The 16,134-nt window shown below is 57.1% G+C and carries 14 protein-coding genes; 5 read left to right on the forward strand and 9 right to left on the reverse strand.

Annotation, left to right across the window (positions count from 1 at the left end):
* Positions 1–13 precede the first annotated feature (13 nt).
* Both GM298_RS06485 and GM298_RS06490 read left to right on the forward strand, forming a co-directional pair.
* The gene (locus tag GM298_RS06485; RefSeq protein WP_266153804.1) at positions 14–4,234 is read left to right on the forward strand and encodes an RHS repeat-associated core domain-containing protein; all 4,221 of its coding nucleotides are present in this window, start codon (positions 14–16) and stop codon (positions 4,232–4,234) included.
* A gap of 14 nt (positions 4,235–4,248) precedes the next feature.
* The gene (locus tag GM298_RS06490) at positions 4,249–4,569 is read left to right on the forward strand and encodes a hypothetical protein (protein WP_047959353.1); all 321 of its coding nucleotides are present in this window, start codon (positions 4,249–4,251) and stop codon (positions 4,567–4,569) included.
* A 78-nt stretch (positions 4,570–4,647) separates the two neighbouring features.
* Here the strand turns inward: GM298_RS06490 and GM298_RS06495 are convergent, their stop codons facing one another.
* Positions 4,648–4,836, reverse strand: a complete 189-nt coding sequence (locus GM298_RS06495; protein WP_047959352.1) for a hypothetical protein — start codon at positions 4,834–4,836, stop codon at positions 4,648–4,650.
* Between the two features lie 749 nt (positions 4,837–5,585).
* On the opposite strand from GM298_RS06495, the gene GM298_RS06500 reads away from it, so the two are divergent.
* Both GM298_RS06500 and GM298_RS06505 read left to right on the forward strand, forming a co-directional pair.
* The gene (locus tag GM298_RS06500; protein WP_262783959.1) at positions 5,586–6,413 is read left to right on the forward strand and encodes a winged helix-turn-helix domain-containing protein; all 828 of its coding nucleotides are present in this window, start codon (positions 5,586–5,588) and stop codon (positions 6,411–6,413) included.
* 20 nt (positions 6,414–6,433) lie between these two features.
* Positions 6,434–6,889 (forward strand): hypothetical protein, encoded by a 456-nt coding sequence (locus tag GM298_RS06505; RefSeq protein WP_080337338.1) that lies wholly within the window; start codon positions 6,434–6,436, stop codon positions 6,887–6,889.
* 49 nt (positions 6,890–6,938) lie between these two features.
* Here GM298_RS06505 and GM298_RS06510 read toward each other — a convergent pair whose 3' ends face one another.
* Positions 6,939–7,169: a SymE family type I addiction module toxin gene (locus GM298_RS06510; RefSeq protein ID WP_059385002.1), complete on the reverse strand. Its 231-nt coding sequence runs from the start codon at positions 7,167–7,169 to the stop codon at positions 6,939–6,941.
* 172 nt (positions 7,170–7,341) lie between these two features.
* On the opposite strand from GM298_RS06510, the gene GM298_RS06515 reads away from it, so the two are divergent.
* The gene (locus GM298_RS06515; protein WP_032672451.1) at positions 7,342–7,686 is read left to right on the forward strand and encodes a nitrous oxide-stimulated promoter family protein; all 345 of its coding nucleotides are present in this window, start codon (positions 7,342–7,344) and stop codon (positions 7,684–7,686) included.
* 5 nt (positions 7,687–7,691) lie between these two features.
* On the opposite strand, the gene GM298_RS06520 is transcribed toward GM298_RS06515, so the two are convergent.
* The 7 genes from GM298_RS06520 to hypD form a co-directional block, all read right to left on the reverse strand.
* Positions 7,692–8,912 (reverse strand): MDR family MFS transporter, encoded by a 1,221-nt coding sequence (locus tag GM298_RS06520; RefSeq protein ID WP_266153805.1) that lies wholly within the window; start codon positions 8,910–8,912, stop codon positions 7,692–7,694.
* Positions 8,913–8,928: 16 nt separating this feature from the next.
* Positions 8,929–9,690 (reverse strand): ABC transporter ATP-binding protein, encoded by a 762-nt coding sequence (locus GM298_RS06525; protein WP_266153806.1) that lies wholly within the window; start codon positions 9,688–9,690, stop codon positions 8,929–8,931.
* Positions 9,690–10,727, reverse strand: coding sequence for a FecCD family ABC transporter permease (locus GM298_RS06530; protein ID WP_266153807.1), 1,038 nt, complete (start codon positions 10,725–10,727; stop codon positions 9,690–9,692). The genes GM298_RS06525 and GM298_RS06530 overlap by 1 nt, the downstream gene beginning before the upstream one ends.
* A complete protein-coding gene (locus tag GM298_RS06535; RefSeq protein WP_025757086.1) occupies positions 10,727–11,725 on the reverse strand; it encodes an ABC transporter substrate-binding protein in 999 nt (332 codons plus the stop codon). The genes GM298_RS06530 and GM298_RS06535 overlap by 1 nt, the downstream gene beginning before the upstream one ends.
* 152 nt (positions 11,726–11,877) lie before the next feature.
* Positions 11,878–13,950, reverse strand: coding sequence for a formate hydrogenlyase transcriptional activator FlhA (flhA, locus tag GM298_RS06540; protein ID WP_126800621.1), 2,073 nt, complete (start codon positions 13,948–13,950; stop codon positions 11,878–11,880).
* Positions 13,951–14,005: 55 nt separating this feature from the next.
* Positions 14,006–15,016 (reverse strand): hydrogenase expression/formation protein HypE, encoded by a 1,011-nt coding sequence (hypE, locus tag GM298_RS06545; protein ID WP_266153809.1) that lies wholly within the window; start codon positions 15,014–15,016, stop codon positions 14,006–14,008.
* A complete protein-coding gene (hypD, locus tag GM298_RS06550; protein ID WP_252087800.1) occupies positions 15,013–16,134 on the reverse strand; it encodes a hydrogenase formation protein HypD in 1,122 nt (373 codons plus the stop codon). Before hypD ends, hypE begins: the two co-directional genes overlap by 4 nt.

Raw genomic sequence — 16,134 nt, forward strand, 5'->3', positions numbered from 1 at the left:
AAGGAATATTGTTATGTTTGAAGCCGCGCGTGTCGGTGATGATATAGGCCATTCCGGCGCGCTGGCCGGGATGATCCTTGGTACCCTTGTCGGCGGCGCGATTGCGGCACTCGGCGGCATCGCGGCTGGTGCGCTGATGGTCGCAGGCATCGGTGCCTCCTGTTTTGGCATCGGTGTGCTGCTTATCGGTGCCAGCCTCGCAGTCGGTTTTCTCGCCGGGGAGGTGGCGACCGGCGTGCGCGACGGCATTGCCGAAGGTATGGCAGCGAACATGACGAAGAAAGGCGTCATCACCACTGGCTCTCCTGACGTCTTTATCAACGGTAAGCCCGCCGCTATTGCCACGGACAGCATGGTGGCGTGCGACGACGACGGTTCGCAGCAGATGGCGGAAGGCTCCTCACGTGTTTACATTAATGGCCTGCCTGCCGCCCGTATCGGGGACCGCACCACCTGCGATGCGAAGGTGATGACCGGCTCCGGCAACGTTCGTATTGGTGGCGACCCGGAACAGACTCTGTCGATAACCCCGGAAGTCCCCGAAGTGCTCTACAAAATATCAGACCTGACCCTGCTGTTTGCCGGGCTGGCTGGCGGCTGGGGTGGCGCGGCCGGAAAGGTCGGCGCGGTGGGTAAGCTGTTGTCGAAACTGCCGGGTATCAGCAAAATCGGCCGCATCGCCTGCCGCTTCGGCGCGATGCTGACCGCCATCGCGGCGGGAGGAATTATTGCCCGCCCGGTGGATATCATCAGTGGGCAGAAGTTTCTCAGCGGCGACGACGAGCTGGACTTCGTCCTGCCGTCGCGTCTGCCGGTGCGCTGGCAGCGTTACTGGCGCAGCGGTAACCCGGGCGACAGCGTGCTCGGTCGCGGCTGGAATCTCTTCTGGGAGACCCGTCTGGAGCGTTACCAGGAGGGCCTGGTGTGGCGGGCCCCGACCGGGGATTATGTCTCCTTTCCGAAGGTGCCGAAGGGTTACCGGACCTACTGCGAAGCCGAAAAGCGCTGGCTTGAGCACCATCAGGACGATACCTGGTCTGTGTATGATATCAGCGGCGAACGCTGGCACTACGCCCCGCTTGAGTTCGATAAACCCTCCCTGCTGCAGCGCATCTCCGGACCCTGCGGCAACGATATCCTCTTCGAGTGGAACGATAACCTCACCCTGCATGCCCTGACGGACAGCGCCGGGCAGCGCGTGGTCTGCCGCTATGACGACGACAGGCTCACCGGTGCCTGGCTGGATGATGACATCTGCCTGGTCAGTTATGCTTATGACGAACAGCGCCAGCTGGTCTCAGTGACCGGCCGGGGCGGCAGCGTGCGCAGGCGTTTCCGCTGGCAGGATGGCCTGATGCGTGCCCACGAGGATGCAAACGGCCTGGTGAGCGAATACCGCTGGCAGGAGATTGCCGGTCTGCCGCGCGTGACGGCTTTCCGCCACAGCGGCGGCGAGCAGCTGACTTTTGAGTATGATTTTGACAACGGCACCCGCCGGGCCATCCGTGACGACGGGGCGCAGGCGCACTGGCTGATTGATGACGATGACAACGTCGCCGCCTTCACCGACTTCGATGGCCGCAAGACAGCCTTTATTTACCGCGACGGCGAGCTGTGTGACGTCATTCTGCCGGGCGGTGCCATGCGCCAGAGCCGGTGGGACAGGTACGGGCGCATGATCCAGGAGACGGACCCGGCAGGACGGCGGACGGAATATTACTGGTACCGCCTCACCGATCGCCTCACCCGCACGGTCTGGCCGGACGGCACGTCAGAGCAGAGCCTGTATGACCTGCAGGGACGACTGCTTTCTGAAACCAACACCGAAGGCAACCGCACCACTTACCACTACCCGGACGATGAAGAACCTTTACCGGACAGTATCACCGATGCGACAGGCGGGGTGGTGCGTCTGGCATGGAACGGTCAGGGACTGCTGACAAGCCGCACCGACTGTTCCGGCAGTGTCTCTTGCTATACATACGACCGCCTCGGGCAACTTCTGTCGAGTGAAGATGCAGAGGGTAATGTCACCCGCCGTGTATGGAACAGCGCCGGGCAACTTTCTGCTGTTATCCGCCCGGACGGCAGCCGCGAAACATTACACTGGAATGCACGCGGTCAGCTTGCCGCCTGGCGCGACCCGCTGGAGAGCGAGGTGCGCTGGGACTATAACCCGCTCGGCCTGCCGGTGAGTGTCACCGACCGCATCGGGCGCACCCGGCGCTGGCATTACGACCCGCGCGGCAACCTGCTCAGACTCGAAAACGGCAATCGCGGAGAATACCGCTTTACATACGACGCCACAGGCCGTCCGCTCAGCGAAACCCGCCCGGACGACACGTCGCGCCAGATGATATGGGACAGCCGTGGATTCCTCTGCGAACTGCATGAAAACGGCAGGCCTGCCGGTGATGGCGGCATCGCCCGGCGTATACGAACCTTCAGTTACGATGAAAGTGGCCTGCTTACCGGGCGTACTACGCGCAATGCGGAATACCGTTATGACCACGACCTGAACGGTCAGCTCACCCGTATCCGGCGCACCCCGACTGCCGAAGGTGTTGCGCTGGGCATTGAGGGTGATGAAATCGACTTTACCCGCGATGCGTCAGGTCGCCTGGTAAATGAGTCTGGTGTTAACGGCGAACTCAGCTACGAATGGGATGCACTGGGCAATCTGACAAATCTGACCCTCCCCGGCGGGCAGCAGCTCTCCTGGCTGCACTACGGCTCCGGTCACGTCAGCGCCATCCGCTTCGGGTCGCAGCTTGTCACCGAATTCACCCGCGACCGTCTGCACCGGGAAGTGAGTCGTACCCAGGGCGCGCGCGAACAGTCCCGCAGCTATGACAGCCTCGGCAGACGTACCGCGCAGCGCAGCACATTTATCACAGAGGTGGCCCTGCCGGAGCAGGCTATACTGGATCGCCTGTACCGCTATACCGGGCGCGGCGAACTGGCGGGCGTCAGCGATACCCTGCGCGGGGAGGTGAATTACGGCTACGACGCTGAAGGCCGCCTGCTGAAGCATTATGAGTCCCGGCAGGGCAACAGCAGTGCGCTCTTTGCCTATGACGCCGCTGATAACCTGGCCGCGAACGACGAGCCGGTTACCGATAACCGCCTGCAGCACTGGCAGAACCTGTTTATGCAGTACGATGCCTGGGGCAACCTGACGCGCAGGCGCAGCGGGTTGTATGAACAGCACTATACCTATGATGCGGAAAACCGGCTTCTGTCCGCGCGCGGAACGGGGCCGCAGGGACGCTTTGAAGCGCACTACCATTATGACGCGCTCGGCAGGCGCATCCGCAAGACAGTCACCACCGGGCACGGCATCAGTGAAATGCGTTTTCTCTGGCAGAGTTACCGCCTGTTGCAGGAGCAGCATGACGGCGGGCAGTGCAGCACGTATATCTATGACCCGAACGAGGCCTGGAGCCCGCTGGCGCGGGTTGACCACCTGCAGGACGATACGGACGGGGAGATCTACTGGTTCAGCACCGACCTCAACGGCGCGCCGCTCGAAGTGACGGACGAAAACGGCAGCATCCGCTGGAGCGGGCAGTACGGCAGCTTCGGTGAGGTGCGCTACCAGACAGATGGCTTCACGCGGGTAGCTAAGAACATAGCCCTGGCGCACCAGCCCCTGCGTTATGCCGGGCAGTATGCAGACAGCGAAACAGGGCTGCACTACAACCTGTTCCGTTACTACGACCCACAGATCGGGCGGTTCATCGTTCAGGACCCGATTGGGTTAAGTGGTGGGTGGAACCTGTACCAGTATGCGCCGAACCCACTTGGGTGGGTTGATCCATGGGGGCTGGCAGGAGTAGATCTCTCTGGGAATGACTTGAGTGGTCGTCCATTAAGCAGCCCGAATTACAGCGTCTGGTACCAAACTAATATCCCGGAAGATCTACATGATGCTTCTCGTCGTGTACATTTTCAAAATGCTAATGAACAACTTTATAATACTATTAAGGAACATCCTGAGCTGGGTAGCAAGTTGCCTCCTGAGGTAGTGTCGCATGTACAACCTGGTGCCAGGGGGGCATTTAAAGATACAAGTCCACCGAAACATACTTGGCATCATAATGCACAAGATCCAAGCAAAATTGAATTAGTTCCCAGGCAACAACATAAGGCTGGCGGGCCTGTGCAGCAGAGCCTGCACCCGAGTGGGCAAGGCGGTTTTAAAAAGCTTCAGTCTGGTACAAACTGTAGTTAAATTCAGGAGGATATATGCCGTTAATCACGATTAGAGAGTTACTCACGAATCCGCAAGCAAATCCGGAAGGCTGGCTTTTCCTGCCACCTGATAGCGAAAACTGGTCGTTAGACACTGAAGGAATTTTTTCTACAGATGGGAGTGATAACGAACCGGGTTCTGACAATCATCTTCCAGTACAAGCGAAGCAAGATGGTTGGCTTGAAACGTTGGACAATGCCACTATTGAAGATATTGTTGATAGCGCCCAGGAACAGTTAGGTACTCCAAGCGAAGAGCAGCTTTTTCAAGCGTTCAAATATTACTTCGATAATGATGCCTTCATAGAGTTTTGAAGCTTTTCGATAATAAAGCTTACGATACGATTGTTTTATCGGTTGCGCCTGTATGTCTGAACAAAGGTGCCACACATATCACTTCACTGTAACCACCGAAATGATCATCCTGGTGGACAGCCCTTGGTGATGAAATCTCAGCGTGTCCCGGCTGAACGCATGCTCCAGCTCTTCCCTGGTGGGTTCGTGATCAGAATCCATCAGGGTTTCATCGTTCTGTTTTTCACCGTTGCTGCTGTGCTCATAGGCTATTTTATATTTCTTCATTTTGCATCACTACTTGACCTTAAATGCATTTCACGCAGTTCGCACATAGCATCGCTTCCGGGCGTGTGACGCACGGGTACCGATGGTCAGCCGGCTCGACAAAGAGCAGCGGCACGTCTGCGCCCGCGCAATTTACTGTATTTGTAACCCTGAATGATGCAGTGAGTGTTTTCCCGTCTGATGCTAACTGCAGATCCCCGTAACTGAAGGTTGTGAAACTTAGTCCGTGACTGAATGGAGACAATGGCGGCTGCTGAGTACGGGCGTGCCAACGGTAGCCAACGTAAAATCCTTCAACGTTGTAATCCATATGAATAATGCCGCCTTTGACGGGCGTACCCCCAAAAAAATATCAGAGTATTGCGCGAGTATTATCGTTGCGAGTAAAGCGCCACAAATTTACTCGGGCAGCTAACAGAGAAGGTGTAACATAGACGCAATCAATCAGACATTATTGTCAGCCGTTCTGGGGTTGTGGAGCGCAGCATGGCCTGAGACGCGATAAAAACCAAAAACAGGGAACACGATGAAATTCACCGAAGATACTCGGGTAAATTTCTGTTTCCGTTTAAGAAGCGTAATCGTGCAGGATGACTGGCCGGTCTTTTTTCCTGAGATAATCCTTTTTATTTTAATGAAGTACCGGTACTAATGCGCTAACTGGCTGCTTTGACAAGGATTATTCACAGAGTATAATTGCCATCTATATCAACAGTTTTTGAATCTGTTTACTGTATAGTGAGTATTCTATGTTCTGGATAATTAACGATAATATTAAATTCTGTCCAGAGAAAAACTTACTTGTCTCTTTGACCCGCCCTGAGTTAAGCGTAATTCTCACAACGCCAGCCAGTCGGTGTCTGGTTCTTCTGCTTGAATCTTCCCCGGAAGTGGTCCACCAAAAGACGTTCTTTGATAAAGTCTGGGGTGAGGACGGGATGTTAGTTCCTGCCAATACGCTTTATCAGAATATCTCCATTATCCGGCGCGGGCTACGCTCAACGGGAGAAACAGACGATACGCTGGTGGCCACCGTCCCGAGAAAAGGTTTCCAGATTGAAAAAGGCGTCAGCGTTGCCCGCATTGAAAACGACGTGGCCGAATCAGTAAACGCGCCTGAAAGCGTGGTATCAGAAGCGCCTCCTGTCACCGTGTCGAAAGAGAGCATCGCTGAAACCGCTGTCGCACAGGTGAGTGCTAAGGCGCCGCGTTATCAATATCGTCGCTATGTTTCGCTATTACTTATGGCCCTCTCTTTTGGGGTGGGGTATTTTATTCTCCATCTGGCCGTGCATGACTACTCAAAGAAAGATTTTTTTAAAGATTACACAATAAACAGCACCGAAAACGGGTGTCATTTTTTCTCACGAAACGACGATATTAAAAGTATCGGAAACTTTACGCGTTATAAAAAAATTATCCTGCAAACGGGGCTCGATTGTAAAAAATATCCGTGGGTCTACTTCTCCTCATCCAGTACCGCTCCGGCACTGTCGGTACTTATTTGCAGAAAACCTTATGAACAAGAAGAAGATGCCGGTTGCGTTACGCTTTATTTCAGGGGGTACAATCAGTGACTAAAAGGTCAACTGCGATAATGTGTCTCTTACTGTTTGCCGTTGGTGCGCTGGCGTCATGGCTTTACCATTATCACTTAGAAAAAAAACATAATACGGAAGCCTGTTCCGTCTCTATCGTTGTTTTTCATGAAGATGTTCGTGCAAACCTTACCCTGGACTTTATGTATACCATGCAGCAGCAGACCGGTGTGGTAGCGGTCAGCGGTACGTATTTTAAAAATGATAAGCCGACGGCAGTTATCCGAAGAGATGTGTCCTATGTCTGGACGGAAAACAAAGATTCCTTCCATTTTACGTCGGTAAAGATCCATGATGTGAATGACGAATCGCTGCCAGACAACGTTCTTGACGACGTGTTGCCTGATTTCTTTATTTACCCGAACCATAAGTTAAACTATTCGATCCTGAAACAAGGGCCCAGAGGTTTTCTATTTACCGTAGGAAAGCGTCCTATTTTCTTCTGCTCTCGCTGATGATACCGCTTTGGTATCATCAGGAGGTTACGCTGGCTTACGTGTGACGCTATGCTTCGCCAGGGTTCAGTAACTCAATAACGATTTTCCCCTGTTCGACCCCTACACGCACCTGCGAGTGGGTGGTAAAACCTGCCTGTTCAAGCCAGTCGCCTTTTAAGCTCAACGCCGCATGTACGCTGTAACGTGTCGGAATTTTGGTTTTCCGGTCTTCGTGACGTTTTCTGAAATAACCGACTTTTAAGCGGCGATAGTGTTTAGTGCTGGCGATCTCTTGCATACATCCTCCATAACGACGGCAGCTGGGTTCTTAACGCCTGTATAAAATACCAGTAAAGCGTGGCTGATGGAGGCTTAAAAGTGGAAGGCGGGTTCAGAAAATGACATGCAACAACTGAAAAAAGAGGCATTAAAAGGTATTATGAATGCATGTTATTAACCAGTGAGCCGCTATGTCTGGTAAACGAATTTCTCGCGAAAAAAAGACGATCGCCAGAATGATCGCCCTGTATGAAAAACACTGTCCTGACGCGTCTCAGGACGAAGGGCATTATCAGGCGCTGAATGCCTACGCCGATAAGCGTCTGGATAAATGCGTATTTGGTGAAGAAAAGCCTGCCTGCAAACAGTGTCCGGTGCACTGCTACCAGCCTGCAAAACGGGAAGAGATGAAGCAGATTATGCGCTGGGCTGGCCCGCGTATGTTATGGCGTCACCCGATCCTGACCGTTCGTCATCTGATTGATGACCGTCGTCCCGTGCCGGAATTGCCTGAAAAGTATCGCCCGAAAAAGTGACCGGTTCAGCGTCTCAGCGGGCGGCAAATCACGTTCAGGGCCAGCGCGCTGCAGAGTGGGAAAAGGGCCAGCAGCAGCCAGGGATACATTGCCTGCGTTGAGGGCACCAGCGCGCGATCCAGCAGGCTACCAAACAACAAGTTTCCTGCCAGTACCGCAATGCCGCCAGCGGTGGCGAGTGCGCCATAGTGCGCCCCCAGCGTGGACTCTTCGGCAAACCTCGGTATCAGATCCTTTGCCGAGGGCACCAGCAGCATCTGTCCCAGCGTCAGCAGGGTCACGAAACAGATCGACGGCAGCAGGCGCAGCCAGCCCTCTGGCGGTGCCGTCGACGCAAACATTGCCACGCTTGCAAAGGCGGCGGAGAGCAGCAAAAAGCCCACCGGCAGGATCCTCACAGCGCCCACACGCCGGGCGAAACGCGCCAGCGGCAGCTGTAAGGTGATGATCAGAACGGAGGCCAGCATAAAAAGCGGGCCGAGATCTTTCTCGTTACCGCCAGAGCGCTGGATCTCTACCGGCAGCGCCAGATAGAGCTGGTTATAGCTTAAAAGCCACGAACTGTAGGCAATGATAAAGGCGACAAAGCGGGGCTGGCGGAATGTCGTCCACCAGGGAACGAGCTTTAGCGTCTGCGCGGCGTGGCGTGACGCGGGCAGGCAAAAATAGAGCACCACCAGCGCAACGATAAAGACGCCTGACCCCGCGAGAGCCACCTGACGAAAGCCCAGGCCGGTTAGCAGGGCGCCGGCAACCGGGCCCAGTACGGCACCGAGTTCCCCGCAAACCGCAAAGAGCGCGAACCACTCCGCCCGGCTTCGTTTACCTTTCGCCTCGCTGTGCGTGCCTGCTTTCGCCAGCAATGCCTCAATAGACGGAGAAAATAGCGCGCCGCCCACGCCTGTCAGACACGCGCCCAGAATAATCGGCCACAGCGATTCTCCGAACGCCAGCAGCAGATAGCCCGCGACGCGGATAACACACCCGCTCAGGATCACGACTTTCGCGCCAAAGCGGTCCGAGAGCGCGCCCCCGACGATAAACATCCCCTGCTGGGAGAACGTGCGTAGCCCCAGGATCAGCCCGATCAGCCCGCCGGAGAGCAGCATATCGTCGCGCAGGAATATCGCCAGGAAGGGGACAACGGCGTAAAAGCCAATGTTAAAAACAAACTGGCTGCCCAGTAAAACGGGCGGCCAGAGCGCGGTGGCAGGGCGAAGGGGCATCGTCGTTCACTCGCCCCTAAACAATAAAGTGGATGTGCTTTTTGCCATGGAACGGCGAGATCTCAATTTTGGTTTTTACCCGGAAAACATCCCAGAGCAGCGCCTCGGAGAGGATCTCCTGCGGCGTTCCTGTGGCCACAATTTGCCCTTTCTGCATCACAATCAGCGAGTCACAGAACATCGAGGCGTGGTTGAGATCGTGGATGGCGACAATGCTGGTGACCGGTAATTCGCTGATCAACTGCATCAGCTGCATCTGATGATGAATATCCAGGTGGTTGGTCGGTTCATCGAGCAGGATTTCCGTCGGGGTCTGGGCCAGGGCGCGGGCAATATGGACGCGCTGGCGCTCGCCGCCAGAGAGGCTCAGCCAGCCCTGATCGCTTTTATTCAGCATATCCACCCGTTGCAGTGCGGCGGTGACGGTTTCGTCATCATGCCTGCTCCAGTTGGAAAAAGCGGAGTGGTGCGGAATACGCCCGAGCTTCACTACGTCGCGCACGCGCATGTTCGCGTCGGTCATCCCGTGCTGTTCAACGAAGGCCACCCGGCGGGCAAGCTGTTTTTTGGCGATGCGGGCGATGTCCTGACCGTCCAGGGTAACGCTGCCGCAGTCCGGGCGGCGCAGACCAGCCAGAATGCGCAGAAGCGATGATTTACCGCAGCCGTTGGGGCCAAGCAAGCCGACCGTTTCCCCGAGAGACACCGTCAGCGAAACGTCATTAACGATGACTTTTTTACCCACCTTCCAGGTAATATGTTCAGCGCAGATACTCATCACTTATTCCTTGAGCGGTAGATAATCACGGCAAAGAACGGAACGCCAACCAGCGCGGTCACGACGCCGACGGGCAGGCTTTGCGGGGCGATCAGCATGCGCGAGGCGATGTCCGCCAGCACCATCAGGATCGCCCCTGCCAGCGCGCTGGCGATCAGCAATGTACGATGCAGCGGCCCGAACAGGAAACGCATGACGTGCGGCACCACCAGCCCGACAAAGCCGATTGAGCCCGCCATGCTGACGATGGTCGCGGTAATCAGCGCGGTGGTGGTAAAGAGCACCAGTCGTACCCGGGGGACGGCGATGCCCAGCGACGCCGCGGCGTCATCGCCGAACGTAAAGGCATCCAGCGCCCGGGAATAGTAGAGGCACACGGCTAACCCAATCAGCACCACCACCAGGGCAAGCTGGAATTCGGGCCAGCGCACGCCGCTGAAACTGCCCAGCAGCCAGAACATCACGTCACGCGCCTGCTGGGCGCTGGCGGAAGTGCTGATGGTGTAGGCGGTAATGGCGTTGAAAAGCTGCGAGGCGGCAACGCCCGCCAGAATGGTTCGTTCATTTCCGCCACGCGCGCCGTTGGTCAGAAACGCGACAAACGCAAAGGCGGCGAACGCCCCGGCAAAGGCACCCGCAGAAAGCGACACCGCGCCGGTGCCGATCCCCAACACCACCACGGAGACCGCGCCAGTCGACGCGCCGGCGGATACGCCCAGCACGTATGGCTCCGCCAGCGCGTTCTTCAGCAAGCTCTGCAATACGGCGCCGCAGATGGCCAGCCCCGCGCCGCAGCAGGCTGCCACCAGCGCGCGGCTCAGGCGAAAGTCCCAGATGACGCTCTCATAGATACGGTTGAGCGGAACCCCGGTGAGCCCCATTTTATTGCTGATGGCATAAAAGACGTTCTGCAGCGGAATGGACAGCTCGCCGACGCTGACGCTCAGCGCGATAACCAGAAATAGCAGGACAAAGGCAAGCAAACATGAGGTCGTCAGAACCAGGCTCTGCCTGGCCTGAAGGACGGCGGTGGTCATCAGTTCAGCCCCAGTTTTCTGAGCTGTTCGCCAACCTGCTGAGCCCCGTAAATCGTGCGGATCGTCGGGTTCATCGCCTGGCCGTCCATCACCACGATATGACCCTTTTTCACCGCGTCCAGCTGGCTGACCGCCGGATCGCTTTTAAGGAATTTGATTTTTTCTTCCGCGTTATCCAGCGCCCAGCGGTTGCGGTCGAGGCTTGAGACCACAATGACATCCGGATTAGCGGCAATAATGCTTTCCCAGCCCACGGTTGGCCATTCGGTCTCGGAGGTGATGGCGTTATGGCCGCCCAGCAGGCTGGCAATAAATCCGGAAGGGCTATTTTTACCGCCGACGTAGGCGTCCGCAGAAGGGGAGGAGCTTGAGAACCAGAAAACAAAGGAGAGATCTTTTTTGTTTTTACTGAATTCCTGGCGCAGGTCAGCCTCACGTTTTTTGAAATCGGCAATCACGGCCTGACCGCGATCTTCCACGTTAAAGATTTTGGCGAAATCCTCAATCTCCTGATAGAGATAGGTCATATCCCACAGTTTCTGGCGGCTGCCGTACATATCGCCGGTGGCTTTTTTGGTCGCGCACATGCCCGGGGACACGTAGCTGTTCACGCCCAGGGTCATCAGATCGTCGCGTTTGGCAACCTTACTTTCAGGCCCCAGCAGCAGGGGAGTCTGCGCGGGGACAAAGTCAGGATTTTGTGCGAGAACGGATTCAAGCGTAGGAATTTCTACCGTCAGGGTTTTAATTTTCGCGTTCTGTTCCGCCAGCTGCGGCAGCACTTTGGTCGGCCAGAAGGCGCTGGCCTTCACTTTGTCTTCCAGGCCCAGCAGGAGCAAAATTTCGACGGTATTCTGACCCAGGGCCACGACGCGTTCCGGCGCTTTGGTGAATGTCTCTTTATAGCCACAGTTTTCAATGGTCAGAGGATATGTGGTTGCCAGAGCAGAACTGACCGACGCAACCGCCAGGCCTAACGCGCAGATGACCTTCTTCATGAAACGCTACCCTTGATGAATATTGTTATTGATGCAAATGAAACTCATTATTAAGGCGGAATTTTATACAGAGGAAACGATTTTGTGTCAATGAGGGACAATTGCGCAGGGTGACAAAAGGCGGTGTCAGAAAACACCGCCGGGATAAGGCGTTAGACCAGGCTCTCTTTATCGATCCCAAGACGCTTCATGCGCGACAGCAGGGTGGTGCGTTTTAACCCCAGGCGCTGGGCGGCACCTTTCGGTCCGGCGACCACGCCGTTGGTCTCTTTCAGCACGCGCATAATGAGCTGATATTCATCTTCTCCCTCTTTTGCCGTCTCGGCGGCGGGCGCGGTTACGTCAGGTAGCGTAACTTCAGGCAGGGAGAGTTGCAGCACATTGCCGCGCGTCAGCAGCACAGCACGTTCGATGACGTTTTCCAGCTCGCGCACGTTGCCGGGCCATTCCATCGAAGAGAGGGTGCGTAACGTCTCGGCAGGAATACTGTCGATGTTGCGCCCCATCCGGCGGGCAATCTTCGCGGTAAACGCTTTGACCAACAGGGGGATATCTTCCGGACGTTCGCGCAGCGGCGGCAGGCAGATCGGGAACACGTTCAGGCGATAGTAGAGATCGCTGCGAAACTCGCGGTCGGCGACCATTTTTTTCAGGTCGCGGTTGGTGGCGGCAATCAGCCGCACGTCAGTCTGGATAAGCTTGTTACTGCCCAGGCGCTCAAACTCCTGCTCCTGCAGGACGCGCAGCAGCTTTGGCTGTAGCTCCAGCGGCATATCGCCCACTTCGTCGAGGAACAGCGAGCTTTTGTCGGCCAGTTCAAAGCGGCCCAGACGCTGGCTGCTGGCCCCGGTGAACGCGCCGCGTTCGTGACCGAACAGATCGCTTTCCAGCAGCCCCGCTGGCATGGCGGCGCAGTTCATCTTCACCATCCGTCGGCTGTTGCGGTTGCTCAGGTTGTGAATGGCGCGGGCAATCAGCTCTTTACCCGTGCCGGTTTCGCCCAGAATTAGCACCGTGCTGTCGCTTTGCGCCACCATCTCCACCTGCTTGAGCACGCTGTACATCGCATCGCTGCGCCCAATGATTTCACCAAACTCGCTGTCCACGTTGTTGAGCTGTTCGGTCAGGGCGAGGTTCTCATCCACCAGCCGCTCTTTCAGGCGATGAATCTCCTGATAGGCGAGGGCGTTATCCAGGGCGATGGAAATACGCTCGGCGATCTGACGCAGCAGCTTCAGGTTGGCGGTGGTAAATACTCCCTCCTCACACTGGGCCAGCTTTAGCACGCCGAGCATGGTGTCGCCGGACATCAGCGGCAGCAGGCACAGGGTCTGGATTTTGTTGCCCCAGGTGTTAAACAGCATTCGCTCGTAGGGTGCCACCGTATCCTGCTCGTTCAGGTTGAGCAGGAGGATCTCTTTGCTTTTAAAGACCCGCTCGGAAAGCGTACCGGCTTCGTCCACTTCACTCTGCTCATGGGCAGGGTTAGCCTCATCCAGATAGTGGGTGGAGTAGATGTTCAGCTTGCCCTTACGGTGCCCCCGCAGCGCAATACTGATGGCGTCGATTTTGAAATAGTGATGGATCTCTTTTGACACCTCGCTGACCAGCTCATCCATATCGAGCCTGGAGAGCACGGCGTTGGTGATGGCGACCAGAATACGAAAGTTGTCGCGCTCGCGGCTCAGCAGGTCGTAATCGACGTTATTGTTCACGCGGCTTTGGATCTGCTCCGCGACGACGGCCACAATCTGGGTGAAGGTATGCAGGCGCTCGTATTCCGCCTCGCTCCACGGCTGGTCGGCGGTGCGGATAAACTCGCAGCCGCCAAAAATCTGGCCCTCTACCGCCAGCGGCAACATGCAGTAATGCCCGAAGGGCTGATACAGATTGCTCTCCGCCAGCCGCGGCCACGCCTGTCGGAATGCCTCAAAGTTGCAGTGCAGCGCTTCAGGCCGGGAGAGAATGCGGCGCACCGGGCCATGGGCCAGATACGTTTCATCCTCGTATTCAAACGTTTTGCCATTATCACGCGTTGCGTAGTAGCTCGCGCGATGCGTACCGCTATGCCAGAGCACAATCGCGGCGCTGTCGGCCAGCGCCGATTGCCTGACCAGACGCGTCAGGGCATCGCTTAGCGCGCCGAGATCGGGCTGCTGTAAAAGTGTGCGCGTGATGTCAAACAGCCCCTGCTGTCCAAGATCGCTCATCGGTGTATATGGCATAGTGCTTTCCAGTAGAAACGAGCAAAAATTCCACGCTGGCCGCTTATGGCGCGGCCTAGCAAATTCGGGGTAAGGGTTCCGCGTGCGGCAAATCCAGCGTCCGTTTCACGCCATACAGCCCGGTCAGGCGCACCCCTTTGCGCTCAACCACTTCACCAATTATCGCCGCCTCGTGTCCAAACGGATGTGCCCGCAGCTGTTCCAGAACGGCGGGTGCAGAAGCGCGTTCAACGCCAATCACCAGCTTGCCTTCGTTGGCAAAGTTGAGCGGGTCAAGCCCCAGCAGCTCACACAGACCGCGAACGGCGGGCGTTATGGGCAGGCTGCGCTCGGTGAGTTCAATCCCGCATCCGCAGCTTGCCGCAAATTCATGGACCACGGCATTCACGCCGCCGCGCGTGGCGTCCCGCAGCGCTTTCACGCCGGGAACTGCGCGCAGCGTCTGGATCAGCGGGGTCAGCACCGCGCAGTCGCTGCGCAGTTCGCCGTCCAGCCCCAGACCTTCGCGCAGGTTGAGGATGGTCGCTCCGTGGCAGCCCAGCGTGCCGGTCACGATCAGCACGTCGCCCGTGCTGAGGCGCTGCGCGCCCCAGTGAATATCGGCGGGGATCGCCCCGATGCCGGCGGTGTTGATAAACAGCTTGTCGGCCGCGCCGCGCTGCACCACTTTGGTATCGCCGGTGACGATAGCTATCCCTGCCTCACGGGCGGTCTGCGCCATACTGTTGACCACCGCTGTGAGCGTCTCCATCGGTAACCCCTCTTCGAGGATAAACCCGCAGGAGAGGTAGCGTGGAATGGCACCGCTGACGGCGATGTCGTTCGCCGTGCCGCAGACAGCGAGCTTGCCGATATCGCCGCCCGGGAAGAACAGCGGGTCAATCACGTAGCTGTCGGTGGAGAACGCCAGCCTGTCGCCCTGCGCGGTGAGGGTCGCGAGGTCAATGCGCGCCTGGTCTTCCTGCTCGGCGAGCCAGGGGTTGCTGAAGGCCTCCATAAACAGCCGGTTAATCAGCAGCTGCATCGCCTGTCCGCCGCTGCCGTGCGCCATTTCAACCGTCTTCATGCTTCACTCTCCTGGTTGCGATACTGATACCACGCGGCACACGCCCCTTCGGAGGAGACCATCAGCGCGCCAAACGCCGTTTGCGGGTTACAGGTATTGCCGTATAGCGGGCAATGATGAGGCTTGCATTTACCGGTGAGCACCTCGCCGCAGCGGGCCCGCGGATCGTCGCAAACCTGCTGCGGCTGCGGGCGGAAATGCGCTTCGGCGTCGAACGCGCGATAGGCCGGCGTCAGGCGCACGCCGGATTCGGCAATCAGCCCCAGGCCACGCCATTCGCTGTCGCCTTCGACGCAAAACACGTCGGCTATTGCCTGCTGTGCCCGTTCATTTCCTGCATCCGGCACCACGCGGCGGTACTGGTTTTCCACGGTACTCAGGGCCGCTATTTTCTGCTCAACCAGCATGGTGACACCTTGCAGTAGATCAAGAGGTTCGAAACCAGCGACCACTAACGGACGATTGTACTGTTCAGCGATAAAACCGTAGGTATCTGTGCCAATCACCATGCTGACATGGCCCGGCGCCAGGAAGGCGTCAATCCCGTTTCCCGGCGCTTCCAGCAGGCTGCGTAGCGTGGGGATGAGCGTAATGTGCTGGCAGAAGAAGAAAAAGTTATCGACGCTGCGCGCTTTCGCCTGCTGCAGCGTAATGGCGGTGGCGGGCATGGTGGTTTCAAACCCCAGGCCAAAAAACACGATTTTGCGCGTGGGGTTATCCGCTGCCAGCGTCAGGGCATCCATCGGCGAATAGACGATCCGGATGTCGGCTCCGCGTGCTTTTGCCTGCAGCAGCGAGCCGTTTTTCCCCGGAACGCGCATCGCGTCGCCAAAGGTGCAGAAAATGACGTCGGGCCGGCTGGCAATCTCGATACAGCTGTCGATGCGCCCCATCGGCAGCACGCAGACCGGACAGCCGGGGCCATGGATAAACTCGATGTTCTCCGGCAGCAGCTGGTCGAGGCCAAATTTGAAAATGGCGTGCGTATGTCCGCCGCACACCTCCATGATCCGCAGCGGGTTTTCCGCCGTGTAGTCCAGCAGCGCCGCACGCGTTTTCAGATGCCCGATAAGCTGTAGCACCTGCTCGGGCGCGCGGTATTCATCCACGTAACGCAT

Source organism: Enterobacter sp. HSTU-ASh6 (assembly GCF_026319105.1).
GTDB classification, from domain to species: domain Bacteria; phylum Pseudomonadota; class Gammaproteobacteria; order Enterobacterales; family Enterobacteriaceae; genus Enterobacter; species Enterobacter sichuanensis.